Genomic DNA, 14,980 nt, shown 5'->3' with positions numbered 1-14,980 from the left:
CCCCTTAACGCGTGATTTTATAACATTTCCTGATCAGCTTTTGCTGAAAGTCAAACGGTATGGTCTGGGCGGTAATATCTTTTATTTCAGACGCCAGTATACGATCGCTTTCCAATACAAAACGGCGGTAATTGTTACTGAAATAGATAACGCCGCCTGGTTTGGTAGCCCTTAGGACTTTGTTCAGTATGGAGACATGGTCCCGCTGGATGTCCAGGAATTCCTTCATACGTTTGCTGTTGGAGAAGGTGGGAGGGTCGAGTACTACCAGGTCAAACGCTTCTTCAGGAAGGGTATCCAGGTATTGCAGCACATCAGCATGAACAAAGCTGTGTTTGGTCACATCAAAGCCGTTTAGCCGCATATTTTCCTCCGCCCATGCCAGGTAGGTCTTGGAAAGATCTACAGAAGTCACCTGGGAAGCGCCGCCTGCCGCAGCATATACGGAGAAGGAGCCGGTATAGCAGAATAGGTTGAGGACTTTTTTGCCGGCAGCAGCATCTCTGACCATGCCCCGGGTAGTGCGGTGGTCGAGGAACAGGCCGGTGTCGAGGTAGTCAGACAGGTTTACCTTGAAGGAAAGACCGGCTTCCTGTACGGTCATTTCATGGCTTTCGAAAGACAGTTTCTCATATTGATCCTGTCTGCTGGCCTTGCGCTGGCGTTGTTTTACGAAGATCTTCTCCAGGGGCACTTCCAGCACTTTGGATATTACCTCCAGGCTGCTGTCCAGCCAGTTTTCATGTTCTTCTTCCTCCATACCATGCTGGCGCTGGTATTCCGCCACATAAATGTGGTCTTCATACAATTCTATACTGAAAGGAAATTCAGGAATATCATCATCATACACCCTGTAGCAAGTAATATTCTGCCGGCGCGCTGTCTTGCGCAGGTGTTTGAACACCTTTACCAGGCGGTTTTCCAGCATCTGAAGTTTGGACGGATCGAACATGTAACCTGTAAAAGTAAAAAATATAAAAGTAAGAAATACAAAAGGCTGTCTCATCCTGGATGAAACAGCCTTTTATATTTTTATTCAGGTAGCTGCAAACACGCAACTATTAAAAGAATTATCCGCGTAGATCAGCTGAAGATATCCCTTACCTTTTCGAAGAAGCCTTTTTCAGACTTTTCCGGGTTCGGCTTAAAGTTCTCAGAAGACTGGATCTTCTCCAGGAAAGCCTTTTCTTCACTGCTTACCTGCTGAGGGGTCCAGACATTGACATGTATCAGCTGATCGCCTTTCTCGTAAGAATTTACGGAAGGGAAGCCTTTGCCTTTCAGGCGGAAGATCTTTCCGCTCTGGGTACCGGCTGGTATTTTGATTTTCGCTTTACCGTCGATGGTGGGTACTTCCACAGAAGTGCCGAAAACCGCATCAGGGAAGGATATGTAGAGGTCATAAGCTACATTCAGGCCATCGCGTTGCAGTTCAGGATGTGGTTCTTCTTCGATGAGTATGAGCAGGTCTCCGGGAGCGCCGCCTCTTTCGCCGGCATTGCCTTTTCCACTCATGCTCAGTTGCATGCCTTCCTGTACGCCTGCCGGGATGTCGATGCTTACCATTTCTTCGCCATAAACGCGTCCTTCACCTTTACAGTGGCCGCATTTGCTGGTAATGGTCTGTCCCTCGCCATGGCAGGTAGGACAGGTAGTAACTGTCTGCATCTGGCCCAGGAAGGTCTGGGTCACTTTCCTTACCTGACCGGAACCGCCGCAGGTACCGCAGGTCTGGAACGCATTTTTATCTTTGGCTCCCATACCGCCACAGTGGTTGCAGGGAACATATTTTTTAACCTTGATCTTTTTATTCGCACCTTTTGCGATTTCCTCATAGGTAAGACGGATCTTGATGCGGAGGTTGGAACCACGGGTTCCTCTGCCGCGCCTTCCGCCACCACCGCCACCACGGTTGCCGCCAAAAAAGCTGCCGAAGATATCATCTCCGAAGATGTCCCCAAAGTTGGAGAAGATATCATCCATGTTCATATTGCCGCCGTTGAAACCGCCACGGCTTCCCATGCCTGCATGCCCGAAACGGTCATATTGGGCCCGTTTGTCTGTATCGCTCAGCACTTCATAGGCTTCTGCCGCCTCTTTGAATTTCTCCTCCGCTTCTTTATTGTCGGGGTTTCTGTCAGGATGGTATTGCATAGCTACCTTGCGGTAGGCCTTTTTTATCTCATCCTGGGAGGCGGACTTGGCAATACCCAGTATTTCGTAGTAATCTCTTTTGGTAGACATATATCACACTAAGGCCGGCAAATTGCCGGCATGGTTAATGAAAGCATTTCTGTCAGAACGTCACTTATTTCCCAACTATTACCTTGGCATGACGTATCAATTTGTCATTCAGGTAGTACCCTTTCTGCATATCGTCAATTACCTTTCCTTTCAGCTCCTCTGAGGGTGCGGGAATCTCAGTGATGGCATCGTGTAGATCAGGATTAAATTCGGTGTGCAAACTCTCCATAGGTTTAAGGCCCTTGGCTTGCAGGGTCGACTTTAATTTATTGAAAACCAGCGCAACGCCATCTTTTACGGCATTAATGTCGGTAGCATTTTCCAGCTGTTTTGTTGCACGCTCGCTATCATCCAGCACATCCAGCAAAGAAATGATCACTTCTTTGTTGGCCGTCTGCATCAGTTCAATACGCTCTTTGGCAGTACGTTTCTTGAAGTTGTCAAACTCTGCAACCAGGCGAAGGTATTTGTCTCTTATTTCATTGAGCTCCTGTTGTTTCTTATCCAGTTCGCTTTCATCCGCCAAGGCATCGTTGAGGTGTGTGGTGCCGCTCAGATTCTCATCAGCATTAATATCCGGCGTGCCTTTACCATTTTCGGTGTCCTGTCCGTTTGTCTGCATATCTTTTACGTTTTCTTTTATGAAGTAATATTGTCTGCAAAGGTACGTCAGACAATTAACTTGCCAAGATGGAAAGAAAAGACAAATTGACACAAGGGGAGATAATGGCCTCTGATTCCGGTGGAGATGGCCTGCGATTCCCTATCTACAGGCGCTGTAGTCCTGCATTAGCATAGCTATTGTATAGCGTTGGCTATAGAACAGTGCCTGTAATGCTATAGTAGAGCGCCTGTAGGCTATAGTCTCTACCGGATCTCTAAGCTATCTTAAGGCTATCCGGGCCCTAAATTCCCCTTCCTAATCTGTAATTGCCTTACCTTTGCAGCCTGGAAAAAATTGCAATGACCAAAGTTTTTTTAAAGAAAAAGATACAGAACCGTGTGCTGCAGGGCCATCCATGGATATTTGGGAACGAAGTGGGGACGATTGAGGGACCGGTAACCGCTGGCGATACGGTGGACGTATTTACACATCAGGGTTTTTTCATCGGCAGGGGATATATCAACCCCCAATCCCAGATCCTGGTGCGTTTACTTACGCGCGACAAGGATGAGCAGATTGATGCTGAATTCTTCTACCGCAGACTGCTGAAGGCATGGAAATACCGCCAGCAGCTGGGATATGTGGAAAACTGCCGCCTCGTATTCGGAGAGGCTGACGAGATGCCCGCCCTGGTGATCGATAAGTTTAACGACCATTTTGTACTGCAGACGCTGGCATTAGGGATGGACCGCTGGAAAGGCGCCATTGTGGATGCCCTGAACAGGATATTCTCCCCGAAAGGGATCTATGAGCGTAACGATGTACCGGTACGTGAACTGGAAGGATTGCAGCAGCAAAAGGGCTTTTTAAGCGCTCCTTTCGACACAAACGTGATTATCAATGAGAATGGTCTGAAATTCCATGTAGATATCGAAAATGGTCAGAAAACGGGCTATTTTCTCGATCAGCAGGATAACCGTCGTGCCATCCAGCATATTGTGAAAGACGCCGATGTACTGGAAGCATTCTGCTATACCGGTACCTTCTCCTGTCACGCAGGTCATTACGGGGCAAAAAGTGTACTGGGACTGGATATTTCAGAACATGCCGTAAATACCGCCCGCAGGAATGCTACCCTGAATAACCTGGATGACGTATGTAAGTTCCAGGCAGTCAATGCATTTGACGTACTGAAGCAGTGGACGCGTGAAGAGAAGAAATTTGATGTGGTGATCCTGGACCCGCCGGCCTTCACTAAAAGCCGTGAAAACATCCAGAAGGCTATTACCGGGTATAAGGAGATCAACCTGCGTGGTATGAAGCTGCTGAAGCCGGGAGGATTCCTGGTAACGGCCTCCTGTACCAACCTGGTGCCGCCATCCCTTTTCCTGGAGATCATCGATATGGCTGCAAAGGACGCTAAAAAGAAGCTGCGTCAGGTGACCTTCCAGACCCAGGCGCAGGACCACCCGATCCTGTGGAATATCGAGAATACCACTTACCTGAAATTCCTCATTGTAGAAGTACAATAATGTATATAAAAAAAGGGGCCCGTTCTGCACGGACCCCTTTTTTATTATAAGTAGTTAAAAGGAAATATCTAATGAATTACTTGACTACGTTGAATTTACCAGATTCTACCAGGTTGCCCTGACGATCTCTCAACTGGAAGATATATACGCCACTGTAATATTTATCCAGTTCAACTGTAGTACGTGTGTTCAGATTTTTGAACTGATCTATTCTTTTCCCCAGGAAGTTAAAGACAATAAGATCATAACCTTGCTCGTTATTGTTCTGGATTTCGAAATTGATCCTGCTGGTGGCCGGGTTAGGATATAGCTTCACGATCTTACTACCTCCATCGGAAAATGGAGAAGTTTTAGCGCTTTGTGCCCGTCCCACTAGGGATGCAAGGCAAAGGAAGCAAGTAAGTAATAGCGTAGAGGTTTTCCACATACCCGTAAAGATAAAGATTTTTTCAAATATCAGTCGATTTATTTCACAATATCACCTATGTAAAAATAACAAATGGTAAGCCAAAAACGAAGGCTTACCATAGTTTTTTTAAAAAATTTAACGCTTTTTGAAAACTTTTATTGCAGGCTGCCAAGCGTATTTTTAACAGCTTCAAAATCAGGCAGATCGCTGGCGGTTTCTAACACCTGTGCATATCTGATTATTCCCTCCTTGTCCACCACAAAAGCTGCCCTTTTTGAAACACCTTTCAGGTCCAGCGCAAATGTTTCATAAAAAGCACCGTAAGCCTGTGAAGCTTCCTTATTAAAGTCTGACAACAGTGGGAAATTCAGGTTTTGATCCGCCCTGAACTTGTTCAGTGTGAAAGGCGAGTCCACAGATATTCCCACTATTGCTGAATTCAAACCATTATAGGTCGCTATATTGTCTCTCATACTGCAAAGTTCTGCGGTACAGACACTGGTAAAGGCCATCGGGAAAAATAGGATGACCAGGTTCTGTCCTTTAAAATCCTCCAGGGAAACTTTCTGCTTGTCAGTACTCACCAGAGTAAAGGCAGGAGCTTTTGCACCAACTGTTACGTTCATCTGTTTATCTGTTTACATGATTAAAGTCAGACGTAAAGATAACAATTGGTGCAACAATCAGAACCTTGGACAGCGTATACTTTCCAGCGTACTGTTCCTGCCGTTGCGGAACCCTTTGAATACCAGCGATACCTCAAAACCTCCGAAGCTGTTACTGGCGGTCTTCAACTTGGAGATATTCGCATCATAGGTCACGCCGATCTCGTATTTATCCATATCGAGACGGAAAGAGGGGATGATCGCATCCTTATAACGCATATAGGCTCCGAAATAAAATGCTCTTGTACTTTCCAGTCCGTCGTCATACAGGCTGTAGCCCAGCAATGCCCCACCCAGGTATTCTGAGTAGGCGCCCATATGGATCTCATTGTACTGGGCGATGAATTTCAGCCTTTCCTCCAGCGGGAAGGTGATCCCCGCGTTAAAGGTGAACTTGGGGTCCAGGGCGATGGTTGCATCCTTGTAGAAGGACAGCTTTGGACGGTTAAAATGGAACAGGGCTGCACCAATATAATAGGTGACCTGCTCATCTGCACCCAGGGTGCTGTTGAAGCTGATACCCGCACCTGCATCCAGGTAAGAATATCCGCGCAGCGCCAGCCTGCCCTCTTCGCCTGTAGCCGCCGTAGGGTCGAACTGACCGCCGGTATACTGGTTGTTGAAAGTCAGCTTGGTTGCGTCGAACTGCCGCTGTACAATACCACCGGTAAAGCCCACCGACAGGAACATACTTTTGTCCTCGCTCAGGGATTTGTGGTAATTGATAGCCGGCAATGCCTGTACCGATTGCAGACGGGCTGTACCCGCCCTGTCGTATGTGAACTGTATGCCTGCAGTCACAAAATCTTCACTGCTCCCCACAGGGAACTTCATTTCGGCGCTTAATGCACCTGTCTGGTATGGTATAGTAACGCTGTTCCATTGATTCCTGTATACGGCCTGTATCCTGTAGTCTCCATTAAACAGACCTATCAGTGCCGGATTACGTAAGATCGGTGTTTCATAAAACTGGGACAGGTGAATGTCCTGTGCTACCAGTGATTGTGTGCCGCAAAGGCTCAGTGCCACTAACAGTTTTCTACAATTCATTCTCATGCTGGCAAGTTTTAAATTCATATGGTTGTTGATGAGATGCTGGCAGGTATAGCTTACCTGACCAGCATTACATTTCCTTTTAGGGTGAAAGTTTCGTTTGAGTCGCAAACCAGTTCTGCCACGTAAATAAACACGTCCGGATTCACTGGCTGGCCATTCACACGACCATCCCATCCATATGCCGGATCCTCTACATTAAAGTTGGTCCTTTCAAATACCTGTTGGCCCCAACGGTTGTATAACCTGAATGATTTGACAGTTTTTACGCCCTTACCCCTGATGTAGAAGATGTCGTTCGCGCCATCGCTATTTGGAGTGAAGGTGTTCGGCAGGAATATAGCACCTGATGAACATACCAGTTTGATGGTAACATCATCGATAGTTGTACATCCGTAAGCGTTAGTCACTTTTACACTGTAAGTGGTATTTTCTCTTGGCGTTGCTACTGGTGTAAGGCAATCCACGCAGCTCAGCGAGGTAGCCGGCCACCATTCTATCTGTGTAATATCGCTGCTGCCTGTTACCGGTAACTGCACCGCGGTACCTGACGGCACCTCCATATCCGCGCCTGCATTTACAACAGGGGCCGGATGTACAGTAACAGTAGATGATAGGGTGTCAGTAAAACAATTGTCGTTACCATATCCTATTAACTGGTAAGTGATGGTCGAATCCGGAGTAGCCATCGGGTTGGCGATGTCGGTATTACTCAGGCCTGTTGCAGGTGACCATTTATAAGTAAGAGCGCCTGCAGCATGTAACTGTACGGCTCCTCCCGGACAGATATCTCCATCATTCACGGTTAAAGTGAATGGCTGTGATACGGTTACTTTAATATCTCCCTGAGCGCTACAACCGGCAGTGTTCACAGCTACTACGTGATAGGTAGTGTCTATATCAGGTGTAACAACCGGAGAAGCACTCTTGATATCTGAAATGTTATAGTCTGTCCAGGTAATATCCACACCAGCCTGTGTATTAGCCTGCAGTGTGACGGACTGGCCGCGGCAGATGCTGGCTGCAACCGGTGTTGGCGATAAGGTCGGATAAGCCTCTATCTGTACATTCTCAGTGGCAGTATCACTACAGAGACCACTGGCTGTGGTGATAATCAATTGTGCCGGGAAAATGCCAGCCTGTGGATAAGTAATGGCTGGCGGTGTCTGTACATTATACTGCTGATTATTAGTGGTCCAGTTCCAGGTCGTACCCGGCAGGTTCCTGGTGTCCGTACCCACCAGCTGTACCGGCTGACCGACGCAGACAGGCGTAACCGGCGCTATCTGGGCTACAGGTTTCGCTTCTATATCTATCTGCATGGTGGTATCCTTCACACAGCCATAATAGCTGGTAGCAGTCAGTGTTACAGTGTAAGAACCCGGTGCAGTATAGATGAAAGTTGGTTTAGGACCGGTAGCCACATCATCTGTGCGGCCAGATACACCAAAGTCCCATACATAGGTAGCCGCCATGCCATCATCAATAGAAACACCCTTGGTGGAATCGCTGAATACTACAGTTCCTCCGTCACAAGCCTGGGTCACATCTGCGCTGAAAGCGGCAGTGATCCTGTCTACTGTTATTTTCGGATTACCTGCTGCCGGTACTGTACATCCACGGGCGTCTTCCAGCAATACTATCGGGTAGTATACCCCTTCTTTCTGATAAGTATAAGATGGAGAAGCAGGAGTGGTGGTACGTACGGAGTAACCGTCTCCAAAGTCCCAGATGAATCGCTGTGCAGTTGCCGATACAGCTGTCATGCTAGCTGTCAGCGGCCAGCAGCCTGATTGAGGAGTTACAGTGAAACTACCGTCAGGACCTGCAATCGTGATGTCTTTAGGGCCGGCAACTGGGCTTGCACAACCACCTTCTGAGTAAACGGTTAATGTAACCGGGAAGGTGCCGGGCCTGATATAGTTATGTATTGGATTGTCTTCGTCTGATGCACTACCGTCTCCGAAGTCCCAGGAAGTTTTCAGATAATCGGAAGAGCGGTTGGTGAATTGTACCGTAACCGGCGGACAGATATCTCCCGCTACATTCGGGAAGGTAAAGTCTGCGATCGGATTAGGTACTTTCAGGAAATCTGTAGTGGATACATTAGCCGTACAACCGTTAGGGCTTGTTATATCCAGTGTTACCGTATATGTTCCAGGTACGGTATAGATATGTGCCGGATCTTTATCTGTGCTGGTGCCGCCATCTCCGAATGTCCATGCATAGGTCAGTGGCTCCGTCACAGAAGTATTTTCAAACTGGAACGGTACATTCAGACAGGCAATGTTGCTTGCTGCCTTAAAGCCCGCGGTTATGTCCGGGATTATAGCGCTCTGGGTAGAGGTGCTTGAACAACCAGTGTTATCGTTTACCGTCAGTGTTACTGTGAAGGTATCGGTCACGCTGTAAGTATGGGTGATGTTTATCGGCTGGGTGTTATAAACTACCGGAGCTGTACCATCACCAAAATCGAATGTCCAGGAAACGATTGTATTGCCGGCGCGGGTGGTAGACTGGTCGGTGAAACTAACCGGTTGGTCTTTACACTGGCGTGGATCGATGACGAATTTTGATACAGAACCGTTAACATCTACTCTCAGCGGATCAGACAGATGCGGACAACCGTTCACGTCATTGGCTGTATAGATAACATTGTAAGTGCCTGTATTTTTGTAAGTAACTACTGGTCTGCTGGTACCGCTACCGGTCCTTCCGTCGCCGAAATCCCATCTGAAGGAAGTAATGGTGCCGGGAGGGAAAGGATCTACACTGAGGGCTGTCGAAGTACCCAGACAAACCACATTCGGAGTAGCGTAGATCACTGGTTTTAATGTGATGACCCTTACTATAGCAGAGAAAGTGGAAGTACAGGTACCGTTGGATACGCTCAGCACAACGGTGTAAGTACCATCTGCAGTATAGGTATGCGAAGGAGACGGTGTAGTAGAGGTAGTGCCGTCGCCGAAGTCCCATGAATAGGTGCCTACAATGCCGGTACCCCAGTTGGTTTGATCGGTAAATGCCCGTACAAAAGGATTGGCACAATCTACAGGGCCTATCGCGAAGTCGGCGATCGGTGCAAATGTTTCAATGTAATCAGTTTTGGTCAGGCTCTGTGAACAACCGTTGTTGGTAATAGTCAGTGTCACATCATGCATACCGATCGTATTGAAGACGTAGGTAGGATTTCTCACTGACGAAGTACCCGGAGCGCTACCGTTTTCCTCAAATGTCCACAGGTATGTTAAACCACCTATAGCAGGGGTGGAGAGATCGGTAAAGGTATATATGGTTGGCTGACAACCGCTGTTTTGATTAACTGTAAAGTCAACATTGATAGGACTGCCGGCCCTTACATCGTAGGTGGCAGTCTGCGTACAACCTGTTTGAGTTGTAATAGTCAGGTTCACCGTATATCGGCCCTGTGTAGTGTACACATGTGACGGCGTAGGAGCGGTAGATGTAGTGCCATCTCCGAAATTCCACGCATATGATACAACAGGGTCTGGGCTTACAATGGTAGTACCGAAAGTTGCATTCAGCGGCACACAACCTCTGCTGGTACCGGTAATAGCAAGTGTTGGCTTCTTGATGGAAATAGAGTTGAGAGCAGAATCTTTACAACCTGCTGCACTGATAGCCACTACTTTTACATTGTAGGTACCCTCTGCAGTAAAACTATGCAGTGGGTTCCGCAGATTACTGGTAGTGCCATCTGCAAAGTCCCATGCCCAGGTAGTAGCGCCGGCGCCGGAAGGCGTGAACTGCACATTTACCGGTACGGAGCAGGCGGCCGATGGCGACATGGTGAAATTGATGGTCGGAGGAGCAGAAATAGTGAAGTTCCGTGTAACCGTAGCTTCACAGCCATCCGCAGAGATAGATTTCAGCGTAACGGAATAAGGGCCCGCAGTGGTGAAGGCTTTTACCGCATCTACTGTATTCTGTACCGTACCATCCGAGAATGTCCAGGTAGCAGACACCGGAGCCGGCAGAGTGGTATTTTTAAAGGTCGCACTGGCATTGGTACAGGCTTGCTGAATGGTAAAATCTGCTGTTGCAGTAGTTACCACGATGTAGTCTGGCGCAGTATAAGTCTGCGTACAGCCATCCGCAGTGGTAGCTGTCAGCTTTACTGTAAAAGTGCCGGTGGTCGTGTAATCATGGCTCGGATGCTGGACCGCACTGGTTGCCCCGTCACCGAAGTCCCATAGGTAGGTGACTGCCGGTGGTACACCTACGGTGTTTAAACTGGTAGTGTTGGTAAAATTGACGGTCGTCGGTGCACGGCATCCGCCCTGGTTGTTGCTTGTAAATGATACCTGCGGGGTAGCATTTATTTGCAGCGTCGCTGAGCCACTGTTTGTACAACCGAAGCTGTTAGTAACAATTGACGTCGCTACAATGCTGCCTCCCTTGTCGTATAAATGGGTAGCAGTAGAGCCGGTAGCTCCGTTGCCATCCCCAAAGTCCCAGTTGATGCTGGAAATGCTACCATCCCCGGCCGTCGACTGGTCAGTGAATGTTACATTTAGTGGCGTACAACTGGTAATCGGCGATGTAGCAAAAGCTACAGTCGGCTTATTGTATACGTTCACTACATGTTGGGTGGAGCTAACCTGTCCATTGGGAAAAGTTACCGTAAGCGTCACCGTGAAATTACCAGGTCGATTGAACGAACGTGTGGGATTCCATAACGTGGATGTTGCGCCCCCGTCCCCAAAATCCCATGAGGCTGTACCGACAGGGCTTGACTGATTTAAAAACTGTACGAACACTGCCCCGCAACCACTCCAGTTGTCGGCGGTAAAGGCTACAGTGTTCTGTGCTTGCGCTTTGGCGCCTGAAAGCAGAAATAGCACTGTAAAGCATGACAATGCATACCAGAAGTGCTTAAATTGGCGTAGGTATTGGTGTTTCATTTTCCGGATATGGCCGTTGTCTTTTTTGACGTCAGCACAGGGTGAAAAATAAATGTGTAAAAAATAAAAAAATAAATAATGCGAATAAAATACTGATCCGTAAAGATTAAAACGTAAACTTTGCATAAGTAGTCCAGGGGCTGTCCCAAAATCACACTAAAGTTATTCCAACGCAGCACTTAACGAACAATTTACGGATGCACAAGCTCAACAATATATAGCAAAAATATGATTTATAAATGTTATACATACGTGGCACTGGTAGGTTTACTTATTTCAGTAATGAGTAGTGTAAGCGCACAACAGGTGGATGTGCCTGTATTTCAGCAGTCTATACAGAAAAAGGATGCACAGGTATTTGATGTAAGGACAGCCGGAGAATTTAATACCGGTCACCTGCACAATGCATTGCAGGCAGACTATACGAAGAAGCAGGAGTTCGTCGAAAGAGTACAATATCTTGACAAACAACAAACTATATACGTATATTGTTTAAGCGGCGGCAGAAGTGCAGCAGCAGCCAGCTGGATGCGGGAAAACGGCTTCCGGGAGGTTATTGAACTGAAGGGTGGGATCAATGCCTGGAAGCAGGCAGGGCTGACTGTAGAGGGCATTACCGACCAGCAACAGATGAGCGTAGATACTTTTCACACGGCAATTGCTTCAGGGGATGTGCTCGTAGATGTAGGGGCTGAATGGTGTCCTCCCTGCCGGAAGATGGAACCAGTCATACAGGCGTACCTGAAAGAAAATAAGACAGTTAGCCTGTTAAAGGTGGATGGAGGGCGTGACCGCCAGGTCATGCAGGCTATAAACGCCACTTCCCTGCCAACCTTTATTCTTTACAGGGACGGCAGGGAAGTGTGGCGAAAACAAGGTGTATCCAATACCTTATAAGCTGTAGATGTCGCCGAACTTTTGGGTGGCATACTCCAGGAAGTACTTGAAATCCAGCGGCTTGCCGGTTATTTTCTCACACAGTTCATTGGACGTATAATAGCGGCCATGACGATGTACCTGCTGACGCAACCAGGTCAGCAGGTCTTCATATTTACCACCGGCAATCTGACCGGACAGTCCGGGGATCTGTTGCTGTGCGGCCGTAAAGAACTGTGCCGCATAAAAACTGCCAAGGGAATAAGTAGGGAAATAACCAAAGCTGCCATGCGACCAGTGGATGTCCTGTAAAACACCCTGGGTGTCATTGGGAACAGTTACATGCAAGAATTCCTTATAATAGGAATTCCATATCTCACGAAGGTCTTTTGTCTGATAAGTGCCTTCCAGTAATCCTTTCTCAATTTCGTATCTCACCATCACGTGAAAGTGATAGGTCAGTTCATCAGCTTCTGTTCGGATGAGGGATGGCTGTACCAGGTTAATGGCTTTATAGAAGTCCTGCACACTTACATTACCCAGGTTATCAGGAAATAACTGCTGTAACTGTGGATAATGATGCTGCCAGAAAACAAGACTGCGGCCTACATTATTCTCCCAGAGTCTGGATTGTGACTCATGAATACCCAGGCTGGCAGCCTCGCCGGAAGGCAGTCCGTAGGCAGCTGTATCAAGCCCCTGTTCATACAAGGCATGGCCTCCTTCATGAATACAACTCCAGGTCATATTCCCAAAATCATTCTCATCTATACGGGTAGTCACCCTCACGTCCTGAGGACTGAAGCTGGTAGTAAACGGGTGTTCTGATACATCCTGTCTGCCAGCAGCCATATCATAGCCCATGGCTTTCAGTAGCTGGATGCCGAATTCCCATTGACGATTGCGGTCGTAGTGGAAATGCAGGAAATCTTTCTTCACCTGCGGCTGCTGTTCAATGCTGCGCAGCAGGGGAGTCAGCGCTGTTTTAACATCGCTGAATATTTTGTCCAGCATGGTAGTAGTGGCGCCTTTCTCATATTCATTCAGCAGGGCATTATAAGGATGACCTTCATAACCCAGGATGTCTGCTTCCCTTCTTTTCAGTTCTACCATCCTGTTCAGCACAGGTTGAAAGACAGCATAATTGCCTTCCCTCCGGGCATTGATCCAGGCATGATAACATTCGTTGGTGGTCTGCGACATTTCTGTCACAAAGCTGGCCGGGTATTTTTTATTTTTCTGGTAATCCTCCAGTGATAAAGTAATGTTCTTCGCCGATACAGTATCCAGGGTTTCTTTTTCCTTGTTAAGTGTTTCCAGCAGGTCGCCCAGTTGCGGGGCAGTGAATAGTTCATGGGAAATTGTACTGAGCGTAGTGATCTGTTGTCCGCGGAACGCAGCCCCTTTCTCCGGCAGATAGGTTTCCTGATCCCAGCTAAGTACGGCAATCGCATTCCGGATATCAGCGATCTGTTGCATCTTGCCCTTATATGCTTCGTATTGGGTTATTGTAGATGAGGTCTGTGCCATGCTTTTGATTTTGTGCAAAAGTAGGGGTAAATTACCGTCGATATGAAGATCAGGGATATTACCAATGCCATAGCGGCATTTGCACCATTACAATACCAGGAAAGTTACGACAATGCCGGATTGCTGTTTGGCAGCCCGGATTGGGAAGTGACCGGCGTGTTACTAACGCTGGATGCTACCGAAGCCGTAATAGAAGAGGCTATTGCCAGGAACTGTAACCTGGTGGTGGCTCATCATCCTATTGTTTTCGGGGGACTGAAAAAGATCAACGGCAATAACTACGTAGAACGGGTGGCTATTAAAGCCATCAAAAATGATATAGCCGTTTATGCCGCCCATACCAACCTGGATAATGTAAGGAACGGGGTCTGCGAGATGATGGCCCGGAAGCTGGCCTTGCAGCAGTGCAGTGTACTGTCGCCTAAAAGGGAGCTGCTGCGCAAACTCTATACATTTGTGCCACAGGCGGATGCAGAAAAGTTGCGTAACGCCCTCTTTGCAGCCGGCGCCGGACATATTGGCGCTTACAGTGAGTGCAGTTACAATGTGGAAGGAACAGGCACTTTTAAAGGGGGAGAAGGTACCAACCCTCATGTGGGCAAGGTCGGAGAGCGTCACCATGAGGCGGAAACAAAGGTGGAGGTGATATTTCCAGTATATTTGGAACAATATGTGATCAGGGCATTACTTGATAATCATCCGTACGAAGAAGTGGCTTACGATATTGTGAAACTGGAAAATGCATATGGAGAGGTCGGATCTGGGCTGGTGGGATACCTGAAAGAGGCGATGGATGAGGAAACTTTCCTGAGCTGGGTGAAACAGCAGTTCGATACGGGATGTGTGAGATATACGCCGCTCAGGGGAAAGCCTGTTAAAAAGGTGGCCCTCTGCGGAGGAGCGGGTAGTTTCCTGCTGAAAAAGGCGATATCTGCAGGGGCAGATGCTTATATTTCAGCTGATTTTAAATATCATGAATTTTTTGATGCTGAAAATCAGATAGTTATAGCGGATGTAGGACATTTCGAGAGTGAGCAGTTTACGGTTGAATTATTTTATCATATATTGACCGAAAAATTCCCTAATTTTGCGCCTCTTAAATCTACAATTCGTACAAATCCGGTAAATTACTTATAAAAACA

The 14,980-nt window shown here is 47.5% G+C and carries 11 protein-coding genes; 3 read left to right on the top strand and 8 right to left on the bottom strand.

Annotated elements, in window-relative coordinates; all coding sequences use genetic code 11:
• Window positions 1-4: 4 nt before the first annotated feature.
• From F3I09_RS02365 to F3I09_RS02355, 3 genes are all read right to left on the bottom strand, one after another.
• Window positions 5-952 (bottom strand): class I SAM-dependent methyltransferase, encoded by a 948-nt coding sequence (locus F3I09_RS02365; protein ID WP_149693431.1) that lies wholly within the window; start codon window positions 950-952, stop codon window positions 5-7.
• A gap of 131 nt (window positions 953-1,083) precedes the next feature.
• A complete protein-coding gene (gene dnaJ / locus F3I09_RS02360; protein ID WP_149693430.1) occupies window positions 1,084-2,244 on the bottom strand; it encodes a molecular chaperone DnaJ in 1,161 nt (386 codons plus the stop codon).
• A 64-nt stretch (window positions 2,245-2,308) separates the two neighbouring features.
• Complete coding sequence (locus F3I09_RS02355) at window positions 2,309-2,866, bottom strand: nucleotide exchange factor GrpE (RefSeq protein ID WP_149693429.1); 558 nt, start codon at window positions 2,864-2,866, stop codon at window positions 2,309-2,311.
• Between the two features lie 341 nt (window positions 2,867-3,207).
• On the opposite strand from F3I09_RS02355, the gene F3I09_RS02350 reads away from it, so the two are divergent.
• The gene (locus F3I09_RS02350) at window positions 3,208-4,380 is read left to right on the top strand and encodes a class I SAM-dependent rRNA methyltransferase (RefSeq protein WP_149693428.1); all 1,173 of its coding nucleotides are present in this window, start codon (window positions 3,208-3,210) and stop codon (window positions 4,378-4,380) included.
• 76 nt (window positions 4,381-4,456) lie between these two features.
• Here F3I09_RS02350 and F3I09_RS02345 read toward each other — a convergent pair whose 3' ends face one another.
• The 4 genes from F3I09_RS02345 to F3I09_RS34675 all read right to left on the bottom strand — a co-directional run bounded on the left by F3I09_RS02345 (window position 4,457) and on the right by F3I09_RS34675 (window position 11,432).
• A complete protein-coding gene (locus tag F3I09_RS02345; protein ID WP_149693427.1) occupies window positions 4,457-4,807 on the bottom strand; it encodes a T9SS type A sorting domain-containing protein in 351 nt (116 codons plus the stop codon).
• A 137-nt stretch (window positions 4,808-4,944) separates the two neighbouring features.
• Window positions 4,945-5,415: a redoxin domain-containing protein gene (locus F3I09_RS02340; protein WP_149693426.1), complete on the bottom strand. Its 471-nt coding sequence runs from the start codon at window positions 5,413-5,415 to the stop codon at window positions 4,945-4,947.
• Window positions 5,416-5,472: 57 nt separating this feature from the next.
• On the bottom strand, window positions 5,473-6,510 hold the full coding sequence (locus F3I09_RS02335) for a PorP/SprF family type IX secretion system membrane protein (RefSeq protein WP_188133653.1): 1,038 nt from the start codon (window positions 6,508-6,510) through the stop codon (window positions 5,473-5,475).
• Window positions 6,511-6,563: 53 nt separating this feature from the next.
• Window positions 6,564-11,432 (bottom strand): PKD domain-containing protein, encoded by a 4,869-nt coding sequence (locus F3I09_RS34675; protein WP_188133652.1) that lies wholly within the window; start codon window positions 11,430-11,432, stop codon window positions 6,564-6,566.
• A 228-nt stretch (window positions 11,433-11,660) separates the two neighbouring features.
• Here F3I09_RS34675 and F3I09_RS02325 point away from each other — a divergent pair, with 228 nt between their 5' ends.
• Window positions 11,661-12,329: a rhodanese-like domain-containing protein gene (locus F3I09_RS02325; protein WP_149693423.1), complete on the top strand. Its 669-nt coding sequence runs from the start codon at window positions 11,661-11,663 to the stop codon at window positions 12,327-12,329.
• On the opposite strand, the gene F3I09_RS02320 is transcribed toward F3I09_RS02325, so the two are convergent.
• Window positions 12,324-13,838 carry a carboxypeptidase M32 gene (locus F3I09_RS02320; RefSeq protein ID WP_149693422.1) on the bottom strand — a complete coding sequence of 505 codons (1,515 nt, stop codon included), beginning with the start codon at window positions 13,836-13,838 and terminating at the stop codon, window positions 12,324-12,326. The genes F3I09_RS02325 and F3I09_RS02320 overlap by 6 nt on opposite strands.
• A gap of 42 nt (window positions 13,839-13,880) precedes the next feature.
• Here F3I09_RS02320 and F3I09_RS02315 point away from each other — a divergent pair, with 42 nt between their 5' ends.
• Window positions 13,881-14,975 (top strand): Nif3-like dinuclear metal center hexameric protein, encoded by a 1,095-nt coding sequence (locus F3I09_RS02315; RefSeq protein WP_149693421.1) that lies wholly within the window; start codon window positions 13,881-13,883, stop codon window positions 14,973-14,975.
• The last annotated feature ends 5 nt before the right edge of the window (window positions 14,976-14,980 follow it).

The sequence above is a fragment of the Chitinophaga sp. CF418 genome, assembly GCF_900142925.1.
GTDB lineage: Bacteria > Bacteroidota > Bacteroidia > Chitinophagales > Chitinophagaceae > Chitinophaga.
This window is presented reverse-complemented; position numbering and strand designations above follow the sequence as displayed.